The organism is Streptomyces sp. NPDC029138 (genome assembly GCF_055564375.1).
In genome coordinates, this window is sequence record NZ_JBVHWM010000013.1 from 21,919 (window position 1) to 34,002 (window position 12,084).

A 12,084-nucleotide genomic window follows, 5' to 3' on the forward strand; every position below is an offset into this window, starting at 1 on the left:
GGGGTCGAGTCATGCGGTCAGCGGCGGGCGTGACGGGGGGCCAGAAGGCCCGCGTCCCGCGCCTGGGCGATCAGCCGGAGAGCGCGCCGGCGACCGCGTCCGGTCGCGTTCATCACGGCGAGCACCGGGTCGGTGCCCTCGTCCTGCGCCGCGCGGTACTCCCGCGCGACGAGCCGGCGGCCCTCGGTGCCACGCGGCCAGGGCGGCCGGGCGCGGCGCACGGCCGGGTGGCCGACGTCCGGTTCCGGTTCCTCGGCCTGCGGGCCCCCGGCGCCCGGGTCCGCCTCTTGGCACTCCTCGCCCGTGTCCACGGCGCACACCACGTCCATGTCGGCGTCCACACCGCACGCCTCGAACAGCGGTCCCTCGATCCAGTCGGCGAGCGCCGTCAGGTCGGCGAGGGAGAGGGCCGGCTCGGCCCGGACGTCCTCGATGGAGAGGCGCCCGGCGGCCACCACGGCCAGGGCGTCGACCCGGGCCCCGTCGGGGAAGACCAGCCGGACCTGGAACCAGGACGTGACGCCGCTGTGCTCCCGCAGTTGCCACGCGGGCCGCACGGAGACCGCGCCATCCTCCGGGTTCCGATCAGAAAGATCAAGAAAGGATGCTTCTGGCACACACGCAACGTAACGTCGTGACCACACCCATACGTATGGACACGCGTCCGGGTCACCCCACCGGCCCCTGCCGTCGGGGGCCGCGCGGTGCGATGCTGGAGCCGTCCGCACACCCTCCTTCGGGCGAGGAGTACCGCTGTGCTGCGTGTCGCCGTCGTCGGTTCCGGGCCGAGTGGGTGTTACACCGCCCAGAGCCTCGTTCAGCGTGATCCGGAGGTCCGGGTGGACGTCCTGGACCGGCTGCCGTGTCCGTACGGCCTGGTCCGCTACGGCGTCGCCCCGGACCACGAGAAGATCAAGTCCCTCCAGGGCAGCCTGCGGACGGTGCTGGAGCACGAGCGGGTGCGCTTCCTCGGCGGGGTCCGGGTGGGCGGCCCCGGCGGGCTGCCGGTGGAGCGGCTGAGGAGGCTCTACCACGCGGTGGTGTACTGCGTGGGCGCGGCCACCGACCGCCGGCTCGGGATTCCCGGCGAGGACCTGCCGGGCAGCTGGTCGGCGACCGAGTTCGTGTCCTGGTACAGCGCGCATCCGGACGCGGCCGACGCGGGCTTCCTGCGCGGGGTGCGCTCTGCGGTCGTCATCGGGGTGGGCAATGTCGCGGTGGACGTCACCCGGATGCTGGTCCGGGGTGCGGCGGAGCTGCGTCCCACGGACATCCCCCAGGCCGCGCTGGACACGCTGGCGGCGAGCGGGCTCACCGAGGTGCAGATGGTGGGCCGGCGCGGCCCGGCGCAGGCCCGTTTCACCACCAAGGAGCTGCGCGAGCTGGGCGGGCTGCCGGGCACCGACGTGATCGTGGACAAGGCCGAGCTGGCGCTCGACCCGGCCGATCCCGACGCGCTGCCCGCCGGGCCGCGCCGCAATGTGGAGGTGCTGCGCGACTGGGCGGCACGGCCGCCCGCCGTGGCCGCCGCCCGGCGGATCCGGCTGCGGTTCTTCCTGCGGCCGGTGGAACTGCTCGCTGACGGCGGCCGGGTGGGTGCCGTGCGCTTCGAGCGGACGGCGCCGGACGGCACGGGCGGAATGACCGGCACGGGCCGGTACGAGGACGTGCCCGCGCAGCTGGTGCTGCGCTCGGTGGGCTATCGCGGAGTGCCGCTGGAAGGCCTGCCGTTCGACCCGGCGAGCGGCACGGTCCCGCAGCAGGAGGGCCGGGTGCTGCGCGACGGCGTCCCCTCCCCCGGCGAGTACGTCGCCGGGTGGATCAAGCGCGGTCCGACGGGGGTCATCGGCTCCAACCGGCCCTGCGCCAAGGAGACGGTGATCTCCCTGCTCGCGGACGCTCCCGCACTCGGCCGCGCGGACGTGCCGGAGGAGCCGGTGGCGGCGCTGCGGGCGGCCGGCGTCGAGCCCGTGCCCTGGGACGGCTGGCTGGCGATCGAGCGTGCCGAGGCCGAACTGGGGGCGCGGCTGGGGCGGACCGTGGTCAAACTCTCCGACTGGGACGCGCTGCTCGGGGCGGCGCGGGTGCTGTCGTAGCGCGGCTGCCTCAGGGTGGGCAGGACACACATCGGCAACAGACCGGAAATCAACAAACTGTTCAAGGCGCCTACGGTCTCGTCCTGTCAGGATGCCACCCCCGACCCACCGCTGATGGAGTCCCCCATGGCCACGACCGCAGACGTGCACCCCGTCGACGAGATACCCCCGGTACGACAGCTGGCCGCCTTCGGGCTCCAGCACGTGCTCGCGATGTATGCGGGCGCCGTCGCCGTGCCGTTGATCGTGGGTGGCGCGATGAAGCTGTCGCCCGCCGACCTGGCGTATCTGATCACCGCGGACCTGCTGGTGTGCGGCATCGCCACGCTGATCCAGTGCGTCGGGTTCTGGCGGTTCGGGGTCCGGCTGCCGATCATGCAGGGGTGCACGTTCGCCGCCGTGTCACCGATGGTGCTCATCGGGACGACGGAGGGCGGGCTGCCCGCCATCTACGGCTCGGTGATCGTCGCCGGGCTGGCCATCATGCTGCTCGCGCCGCTCTTCGGCCGGCTGCTGCGCTTCTTCCCGCCTCTGGTGACCGGCACGGTGATCCTGATCATCGGGGTCTCGCTGCTGCCGGTCGCGGGCAACTGGGCGGCGGGCGGCGCCGGGGCGAAGGACTTCGGGGAGCCGAGGAATCTGGCGCTGGCCGGCTTCGTACTGGCCGTGGTGCTCGGCGTGCAGCGGTTCGCCCCCGCCTTCCTCTCCCGTATCGCCGTGCTCCTCGGCATCGCGGTCGGCCTGGCGGTCGCGGTGCCGTTCGGGTTCACCGACTTCAGCGGGGTCGGGGACGCCGACTGGGTGGGCGTCAGCACGCCGTTCCACTTCGGGGTGCCGGAGTTCCGCGCGTCCGCGATCGTGTCCATGCTGGTCGTCGCGCTGGTCACCATGACCGAGACGACGGGTGACCTGATCGCCGTCGGTGAGCTGACCGGGCGGAAGGTCGAGCCGCGCCCCCTCGCCGACGGACTGCGCGCGGACGGCCTGTCGACCGTGCTGGGCGGGGTGTTCAACACCTTCCCGTACACGGCGTACGCGCAGAACGTGGGCCTGGTCGGCATGACCCGGGTGCGCAGCCGCTGGGTGGTGGCGGCGGCCGGCGGGATTCTGGTGCTGCTCGGTCTGCTGCCCAAGCTGGGCGCGGTGGTCGCGGCGATCCCGGCGCCCGTGCTCGGCGGGGCCGGCCTGGTGATGTTCGGGACGGTCGCGGCGAGCGGGCTGCGGACGCTGGCCCGGGTCGACTTCCGGGGGAACAACAACCTGACCGTGGTGGCCGTCTCGGTGGCGATCGGCATGCTGCCGGTGGGCGTGCCCACGGTGTACGCGAAGTTCCCGGACTGGTTCCAGACGGTGATGAACAGCGGGATCAGCGCGGGCTGTCTGTCCGCGATCGCGCTGAACCTGCTCTTCAACCACCTTCCGGCGAAGGGCGGGTCAGCCACCGGTCCGGAGTCGGCCGGCCTGTCGGCCCGCGGCGGTGAGGAGGCTGTCGAGCAGCCCCGGGAAGAGGCCGTCTAGATCGTCCCGGCGCAGGCCGTTCATCTTGGCCGTGCCCCGGTAGACCTGCCGGATGACCCCGCTCTCCCGCAGCACCCGGAAGTGGTGCGTGCTGGTGGACTTGGTCACCGGCAGCTCGAACTGCGAACAGGTCAACTCGGCTTCCTTCGCCGCGAGTTCGCACACGATCTGGAGCCGCATCGGATCGGAGAGCGCGTGCAGCACGGACTCCAGCCGGATCTGCTCCCGCGCGGGATGCGGCAACGCGCGGCCGGCGGTGGCGGTGTCGGTCACGGCGACTGCCCCTTCCTCACAGAAGCTCGACTGTGAGCATTGTACGAGAGGCGTCGTAGTTTGACATCTCTCGTAGTACGAGGGGTACCGTACAACCGATCAGCGGTCCGTGACGAATGGAGTCCGTCGTGAGTGCGCTCTTCGAGCCCATCACCCTGCGCGAAGTGACCATCCCGAACCGGGTGTGGATGCCCCCGATGTGCCAGTACTCGGCCGAGCCGGAGGGGCCGCTGACCGGCGCTCCGCACGACTGGCACTTCGCCCACTACGCGGCGCGGGCAGCCGGTGGCACCGGCCTGATCGTGGTGGAGGCCACCGCGGTCTCGCCCGAGGGCCGGATCACCCCGTACGACCTCGGGCTGTGGAACGACACCCAGGTGGAGGCCTTCCGCCGGATCACCCGCTTCCTCGCCGCGCAGGGCACGGTGCCGGCGATCCAGCTCGGACACAGTGGCCGCAAGGCGTCCACCGACCGGCCGTGGAAGGGCGGCGCGCCCGTCGGCCCCGAGGCGTACGGCTGGCAGCCGCTCGCACCGAGCGCGCTGCCGTTCGACGAACGCCACCCTGTCCCGACGGAGCTGTCGGTGGACCGGATCACCGAGATCGTCGGGCAGTTCGCCACCGCCGCGCGCCGGGCGCTCGCCGCGGGGTTCGAGGCCGTCGAGATCCACGGCGCCCACGGCTATCTGATCAACGAGTTCCTCTCCCCGCACTCCAACCACCGCACCGACGCCTACGGCGGCTCGTACGAGAACCGCACCCGGTTCGCCCTGGAGGTCGTGGACGCCGTACGGGAGGTCTGGCCCGTGGAGAAGCCTGTGTTCTTCCGCATCTCGGCCACCGACTGGCTGGAGGACGGCGGCTGGACCGCCGAGGACACGGTCCGCTTCGCCGCCGACCTGCACGCCCACGGCATCGACCTGCTCGACGTCTCCACCGGCGGGAACGCCGCCGGCGTCACCATCCCGACCGGGCCGGGCTACCAGGTCCCGTTCGCCGCCCGGGTGAAGGCCGGGACCCCGATGCCGGTCGGCGCGGTGGGCCTGATCACCGAGCCCGAGCAGGCGGAGAAGATCGTGGCGAACGGCGAGGCGGACGTGGTCCTGCTCGGCCGCGAACTCCTGCGCAACCCGTCCTGGGCCCGGCATGCGGCACGCGAACTGAACGCTGAGATCCGGGTCCCGGACCAGTACCACCGCTCGGTCTGAGCCCAGGCCGGATGGTGTCCGGTCCGGCCCGGCTCCTGGCTGCGGTCGACCTGAGCCCGAAACCCTGCCTGCGGGCGGTCCGGGCCCGGTCTGTCACTGCGGTCGCCCTGAGCCCGGCTCCCGCCTCCGGTCGGCTGGACGCGGAGGCCCGGGGGCCGGCCCGGCGCCTTCGGCCGGAGCGAGTCAGCCCCGCGTTTCCGCCTGAGCCAAGCCCGGCCTCCGCCCGGCCCGAGCCAGAGCACACCTCCGGCCGGTCTGAACCGGGCCCGGGTGGTGTCCGGTCCGGCCCGGCTCCTGGCTGCGGTCGACCTGAGCCCGCACCCTGCCTGCGGTCGGTCCGCGCCCGGCCTGTCACTGCGGTCGCCCTGAGCCCGGCTCCCGCCTCCGGTCGGCTGGACTCGGAGGCCCGGGGGGCCGGCCCGGCACCTCCGGCCGGAGCTAGTCAGCCCCGCGTTTCCGGCTGAGCCAGCCCCGGCCTCCGCCCTGCCCGAGCCAGAGCAGCCCCCGTCCCCGACCGGGCCGAGTCGGGCCACGCGGGCCGGGCCGGGCCGAGTCGGGCCACGCGGGCCTGCCCTGGCCCTGCCCCGGCCCTGCCAGGGGGCACCCTCGGCCCCCTGCCCTGTGCACGACCCCCTGGTCGCCCGCGCGGCGCGGTGCCCCGCCGCTCACCCCGGCAGCAGGCGGCCGATCGTTCGCTCCAGGTGGGGAAGGGTCCGCTGGCCCGCCAGGGCGAGTGCGATCGCGGCCACGACGCCCGCCCAGGCGAAGGGGCCGAGCGGGGTGCAGCCGACCACGCGGCTGATGCCCGGGGTCTGGACCACGGCCACGAGGGCCAGCGCGGAGCCCAGCGAGGTGATCTGCACGAGGCGGCTGTCGCGCCGGTCGAGCAGGGTCTGCACCAGCTGGGTGCCGACCACCCCGCACAGCGCCATGGTGCTGGAACGGCGGGCGGTGCCCGGCGTGAAGCGGCCGATCAGCCAGGCCGTGACCGCGCCCAGGCAGGTGGTGAGGGCCCGGTGCCGGATCTGCCGCAGCAGGGGCTCGCCCAGCACCCCGGCCGCCTCCTCCACATGGCCCAGGTCCGCCTCGCCCTCCTTCTCCGTGACGGCCACCGCCATCGACGGGAACAGGTCGGTGAAGAGGTTCACCATGAGCATCTGCCGGGTGGACAGCGGCGCCCGCCCGGACAGCAGCGTGCCGAGGATGCCGAACCCGACCTCGCCCGCGTTGCCGCCGATCAGGATGGCGATCGCGTCGGCCACGCTGTGCCACAGCGCGCGGCCCTCGCCGACCGCGTCGATCAGCACCGTCAGGTCGTCGTCGGTCAGCACGATGTCCGCGGCGTTGCGCGCGGCGGCCGACCCTCGCGCGTTGATGCCGACGCCGATGTCGGCGGCGCGGATGGCCGCGGCGTCGTTGGCGCCGTCGCCGACCATGCCGACCACCCGGCCCGCGTCCCGCAGCGCCTCCACGACCTGGAGCTTCTGCTCGGGCGCCACCCGGGCCACCACGCCCGCGTCGCGCAGCATCCGGGCCCGGGACGCGCGGTCGGCCGCGGCCAGCTCGTCGCCGGTGACCACCACGGTGTCCTCCGGCCAGCCCAGGTCGGCGGCGATGGCCCGCGCGGTCTGCGGATGGTCGCCGGTGAGCATGACCGGCCGTACGCCCGCCCCGTTCAGCCCGTTCACCAGCGCCGTGGAGGTCTCGCGCGGTACGTCGGACAGCGCCAGCAGACCGATGAACTCCAGCTCGCTGAACGGCTGTTCGAGAACATCCGACTCCTGCTCGCCCGCGCCGAGCCGGCGTTCGGCCACCGCCAGGACCCGCAGACCGGCACCGGCCAGCTTCTGCGCGGACTCGGAGGCGTGCGCCGGCAGCCCGGAGCAGGCGGGCAGCACGGTCTCCGGGGCGCCCTTGACCACCAGTACGGGCGGGCCGTCCCCGATCCTGCCGACGGCGGCGGCGTACCCGCGCGCGGCCTCGAACGGCAGGTCGGCGAGCTGTGTCCAGTCGGGGTCGGGCGGCGCCGCGACCAGCACGGCCTCGTCGGTCGCGTGCACCGGCCGGTCGGAGCCGCCGTTCAGCTGCGGGCAGGCCCGCGCGGCGGCCCGGATCGTCTCCTCGGAGCCGGCGTCGTCCACCGCGCGGACCGTGCCCTCGGCGTCGGAGGTGCGCACCAGCCGCAGCCGGTTCTCGGTGAGCGTGCCGGTCTTGTCGAAGCAGATGGTGTCCATGCGGCCCAGCGCCTCCAGCGTGCGCGGGGTCCGGACCAGGACACCGCCCCGGCTCAGCCGCCGGGCGGCCGCCAGCTGCGCGACCGTCGCCACGAGTGGCAGCCCCTCCGGTACGGCCGCCACGGCCACCGCCACCCCGCCGCTGACCGCCTCATGGATCGCGGTGCCGCGCAGCAGCGCCAGCCCCGTCACCGCGGCGCCGCCCGCCAGGGTCAGCGGCAGCGCCTTGCGGGTGAGTTCCTGGAGCCTGGCCTGGACACCGGCGGCCGGGGGCGTGCGAGCGGCGAGGTGGACGGCACGGGCGGCCTCGGTGCGGTCGCCGATGTCGACGACGACGGCCCGCGCCTGTCCCGCCACCACGGTCGTCCCCTCGAAGACCATGCAGTGCCGGTCGGCCACGGCGGCGTGCGGGGTGGGGTCCGTCTGCTTCTCCACCGGCAGCGACTCGCCGGTCAGGGCGGACTCGTCCACCTCCAGGCCCTCCTGCCACAGCAGCCGGGCGTCGGCGGGCACCACGTCGTCCGCCTTGAGCTGGATCAGGTCGCCCGGCCGGAGCTTGCCGGCCTCCACGGTGCGGGTGCCTCCGACCGGGGCCTCGGTCTCCGGCGGCACCAGGCGCGCCTTCTGCTTCTGCTCCGCGACCAGCCCGGACAGCGCCCGCTCGGCCCGCAGCCGCTGGATGCCGCCGACCAGGGCGTTCAGGTCGAGGGCGCCGACGACGAGCAGCGCGTCCACGACGGAGCCGAGGATCGCCGACGCGGCCGAGCCGACGGCCAGGACGGGGGTGAGCGGGTCCTGGAGTTCCCCGCGGACGGCGCGGCCGAGCCGGTAGGACCAGCGGGCGGGCGCGGCGACCGGGTGCCGTCCGACGCCCTCGGCGGCCTTGCGCATCCGGGTGGTGACCGCCTCGAACGGGCCGATGTCGGCGGCCGGTTCGTGGGCCAGCCGTTCCCGGGCCTGGTCCGGGTCCAGCTCGTGCCAGTGCACGCGGGGGCGCGGGTGCGGGGCGCGGGCCACCGCCACGGCCAGTGCGGACCGTATCCCGGAGAGCAGGGCCGTCGCGGCGCCGGCGTCCACGGGCGCGTGCCGGAGCCCCGGCAGCAAGGACCGGCGGCCACGCCCGCCGCCGGACTCGCCGACGGCGACGAGCAGCCCGGACAGCGCTGCGCCGGAGCGGGCCAGGGTCTGGGCCCGGTGGCCGACCCGGCGGGCGGCCGGGACCGCGGTCAGCACTCGCCACACGTCGGGCAGGCCGTGCAGGGCGAGGACGTCCGCGCCCCAGACGACCGCTCCGTCCCGGTCGGTCAGGGCGACCGCGACATCGGCGGCCCGCAGGGCGCCGATGACGTCGTGCTCGTCGGCCGTGCGGACCCGGGCGACCACCAGGACGGCGCCCTCGTCGCCGCGCGCCTCGTACACGACGTCGTCCAGCGGTCGGCGGGCGTCGACGACCTGGTCGGCGAGGCCGGTGAAGTCCTCCAGGGCGGGGTCGTCCACGAGGACGACGCGGAGTCCGGCCCGGCGGGCCGCGTCCAGTACCGGTTCGGCCCACGGGTCGGCCTCGCCGTCCTCGGTGCGCAGCGCGCTGGGGTGCAGGACGACCGTGCCGGCCATCTCCAGCTGGCGCAGCCGCTCCGGGTCGCGGACCAGCACGCCGGTGCGGGCCAGGGCGGCGCTGAGCACGGCGTGGAAGGCGGCGGGGCCGTAGCGGGCGGCCTTCGGGGAGCCGGCCAGCACCGCTTCCGCCGCCTCGGCGCCGTCGTGCTTGACCAGGAGGGTGGCGGCCGCGCCCAGGACGCTGCCGGCGGAGGCGTGGGCCGCGTACTCCTGGGCCGGGGAGACGCGCAGCGGCGGGCGCGGCGGGCCCTGCGCGGCGATGCTGACGCGGTCGGGGGCGCACAGCTGGTCGTGCACGGCGTCGAAGGCGGCCGAGCGGGCCACCGTCTCGGCCACCTGGCAGGCCCGCAGGGCGCCGTCGAGCACCAGGGAGGTGGGGGTCTGGCCGGCGCCGTGCACGACGGCGTTCGCGCAGGCCAGCAGGAGGTCCATGCGGGTGTCGCCGAGCCGGGCACGCAGCCAGGCGCGGAAGCGCGGGTTCTCCCGCAACAGGGTCACGGCCGCGGTCGCCATCCGGGGAGTGGGCGGCAGCCGCAGCGCGTACGCGGTGAGGGCCACGGCGATCCCGGCGCCGTCGGCGGCGAGCGTGGCCGCCGCGGCGCGCACCCCGGCCGGGTCGGCCGGATGCGTGGTCTCCTCCACGTCTCCGCCCGCCAGGACGAGCCCGTGCCGCTCGGCGAGGTCGGCCGCGTGGTCCAGGACCCGGTCGGCGGCCTCCTCTTCGGTCGCGGTCACCACCAGGCGGGCGAGTCCCTGGTCCCAGTAGGCGACGAGCACGTCGGGGTGGTCCGCCAGCGCCTCGGCCAGCCGGCGCGCCAGGTGGGCCGTGCCGCCCGCGCGCCGGGCGTGCTCCCGATCCAGGGGCCGTACCGTCAGGTGGGCGCGGGCGCCGGACCGCCAGTGGGCACCGGAGCCGGGCAGCGCGTTGCGCGCCACCCGTCCCACACGCGCGGCGGCGTCCCAGCCCCGCACACCGGCGCGCGCGGTTCCGGCAGCGGCACCGGCGGCCATTCCGACCGCCGGTGCCGCCGCCCGCGCGAGCAGGCGTGGTGCCGCCGGCACCAGGCGGGCGGCGGACGACGGCGCTGTCAGCAGACCGAGCACATGACCTCCTCAGAGCGTGGTGCGGTCGGGTCGCGCGGTGGGCCCGAGGGAACCGGAGGACGTCTTGTCCGCCGGCGCCCGGACACCGTGGGAGGCCTCCGGCGGGCTGGACGGGGATGCGGGTTCCTGGGCCGGCCCAGGCGTCGTGGTACCGCCCGACGCCTGGGTGCCCGTGGGAGTCCCGGTCCCGGCCGCCCGCCCGGCGCTCCCGGCGCCGGACACGTCGTGCGCGGGTTCGGGGGGTGCGGCCACGTCCCCGGCGTCCGACGGCTGCGGACGCCGGGGCTGGGTGAGCCAGGCCACCGCCGCGCCGGTGAGGGCCACGGGCCACTCCACCACGCCGGCGGCGCCGAGCACACCGGCCCCCGCGTAGACCGCCATGCGCCGCCCGCGGGGCGAGACCGCGCCGACCTTGTCCAGTGTTCCCTCAGCGGCCCTGGTCACCGTTCCGGCGCCGGGCACCCTGCGCAGTACCGAGGCCGCGCCGCGCAGGGGCGCCGTGAGGGCCGACGACTTCTGCTCAGCCATGACTCTCCTCGGGTGAGATCGTCTTGCGTGCTCCACCGAGTGCCCGCGACCGTGCTGGTCATCCCCTCCTTTCGCGGGGAAACCACCCCTTCCAAGGAAATGCCACGAATCCCGTCGGCGCCACCCGCCCCACGGGTCAGGAGGTGTGCCGGAACAGCCCCGCCGGCACGGCCGCGGCGAGGGCGCCGTACCCCTGGGGGTTGAGGTGCAGCCAGTCCCCGGCGTGCAGCGCGGGCCGGAGCCGGCCGGGGGCCGCGGGGTCGCGTACCGCCCGGTCGAAGTCGATCACCGCGTCGAAGTGGCCGGGGGTGCGGATCCAGGCGTTGACGCGCTGCCGGGCGGCCTCCCGCTCGCCCGCCGGATCGTCGTACAGGGTGCTGCCGCCGAACGGGGTGAGCGTCGCACCGTAGACCCGGATGCCCTGGGCGTGGGCGCGGACGACGATCTGCCGGTACCCGGCGATCAGGTCGTCGGTGACCGCGCGCTGCGCTTCGGGGATGGCGTCGGCGGTGCCGATGTCGTTGACGCCCTCGAAGAGGATCAGCCAGGCCACACCGCTGCGGGAGAGGACGTCCCGGTCGAGGCGGGCGAGCACATTGGGGCCGAGCCCGTCGTTGAGGACGCGGTTGCCGCCGGCGGCCTGGTTGAGGACGGCGATGTCCGAGGTGGCCGGGCGGCTGCGCAGGCGGTCGTGGAACTGGTCGGGCCAGCGGTCGTTGCCGTTGGTGGTGGAGCCGCGTCCGTCGGTGAGGGAGTCGCCGACGACGGCGACCGCCTCGGTACGGCCGGAGGCCAGCACCTCCACGTCGCTGAGCAGGTACCAGTGGTCGACGGCGGTCGCGTCCGGGAGGTCCTGGTCTCCCGTGTGGTCGCCGTGCGCGAGGTACGACGTGGTGCGCGAGCCGGGGTGGGAGGTGAGCGCGAGCGACGCCTGGCCGCGCGCGGTGTACGCCGTCACCGTCAGCTCGGATCCGGCGCGCAGCGGGAAGTCGAGGGGGTCGGAGACCATCTGGGCGCCCACCGGGACGGTCGTGGAGTCCCGGCCCGCGAAGGTGACCCGGCGCAGGGTTGCGGGTTCGACCGCGCTGACGCCGGCCTTGCCGTCGCGGGGCACGGCCACGGTGACGGCGGTCAGCGGCAGCGGGGTGTCGCCGTAGGCGTTGGAGAACCGTAGCCGGATGCGGGGGCCGCCGGCGGTGACCCGTACCGTCTGCCGCAGGGTGGTGTCGACGAGCACCGATTTCTCACCGGTGTACGGCGCGGGCGGCAGGTTGGCGGGCTCGGTCAGCTGGGGCATTCCGGTCCAGGTGTTCACCCAGTGCCGGCCGGGGCCGGCCGCGGCGGTGGCCGGTGCCGCCCTGGTGACCAGCGCCGTGAGCGCTGAGGCCGTCGCGGCGAGGGCGAGGACGAGGACGCAGGTGCTGAGGACGGTGGCGAACGGCGTTCTGCTGGGCGACTTCACGGAGACCTTTCCGGGACGCTGGGCGACGACGGGCGCGGCGGGAC

Annotated in this window: 8 protein-coding genes; 3 read left to right on the forward strand and 5 right to left on the reverse strand. The window is 75.1% G+C overall.

Annotated features, from left to right (window positions below; translation table 11 throughout):
• Positions 1 to 17 precede the first annotated feature (17 nt).
• Entirely contained in the window at positions 18 to 557 is a 540-nt protein-coding gene (locus ACZ4WH_RS14125; protein ID WP_468180043.1) for a DUF6214 family protein, read from the reverse strand.
• Between the two features lie 198 nt (positions 558 to 755).
• Here ACZ4WH_RS14125 and ACZ4WH_RS14130 point away from each other — a divergent pair, with 198 nt between their 5' ends.
• Complete coding sequence (locus tag ACZ4WH_RS14130; RefSeq protein WP_468180044.1) at positions 756 to 2,096, forward strand: FAD-dependent oxidoreductase; 1,341 nt, start codon at positions 756 to 758, stop codon at positions 2,094 to 2,096.
• A gap of 126 nt (positions 2,097 to 2,222) precedes the next feature.
• Positions 2,223 to 3,614 carry a nucleobase:cation symporter-2 family protein gene (locus ACZ4WH_RS14135; protein ID WP_468180047.1) on the forward strand — a complete coding sequence of 464 codons (1,392 nt, stop codon included), beginning with the start codon at positions 2,223 to 2,225 and terminating at the stop codon, positions 3,612 to 3,614.
• Here the strand turns inward: ACZ4WH_RS14135 and ACZ4WH_RS14140 are convergent.
• Positions 3,531 to 3,887, reverse strand: a complete 357-nt coding sequence (locus ACZ4WH_RS14140) for an ArsR/SmtB family transcription factor (protein WP_468180049.1) — start codon at positions 3,885 to 3,887, stop codon at positions 3,531 to 3,533. The two genes, ACZ4WH_RS14135 and ACZ4WH_RS14140, sit on opposite strands and share 84 nt — an antisense overlap.
• Before the next feature lie 128 nt (positions 3,888 to 4,015).
• Between ACZ4WH_RS14140 and ACZ4WH_RS14145 the strand changes: the two genes are divergently transcribed.
• Entirely contained in the window at positions 4,016 to 5,095 is a 1,080-nt protein-coding gene (locus ACZ4WH_RS14145; protein WP_468180051.1) for an NADH:flavin oxidoreductase/NADH oxidase, read from the forward strand.
• Between the two features lie 665 nt (positions 5,096 to 5,760).
• On the opposite strand, the gene ACZ4WH_RS14150 is transcribed toward ACZ4WH_RS14145, so the two are convergent.
• The 3 genes from ACZ4WH_RS14150 to ACZ4WH_RS14160 form a co-directional block, all read right to left on the reverse strand.
• A complete protein-coding gene (locus ACZ4WH_RS14150; protein ID WP_468180053.1) occupies positions 5,761 to 10,050 on the reverse strand; it encodes an HAD-IC family P-type ATPase in 4,290 nt (1,429 codons plus the stop codon).
• 9 nt (positions 10,051 to 10,059) lie between these two features.
• A complete protein-coding gene (locus ACZ4WH_RS14155) occupies positions 10,060 to 10,578 on the reverse strand; it encodes a hypothetical protein (protein WP_468180055.1) in 519 nt (172 codons plus the stop codon).
• Between the two features lie 136 nt (positions 10,579 to 10,714).
• Complete coding sequence (locus ACZ4WH_RS14160) at positions 10,715 to 12,040, reverse strand: SGNH/GDSL hydrolase family protein (protein WP_468180057.1); 1,326 nt, start codon at positions 12,038 to 12,040, stop codon at positions 10,715 to 10,717.
• Positions 12,041 to 12,084 lie beyond the last annotated feature (44 nt).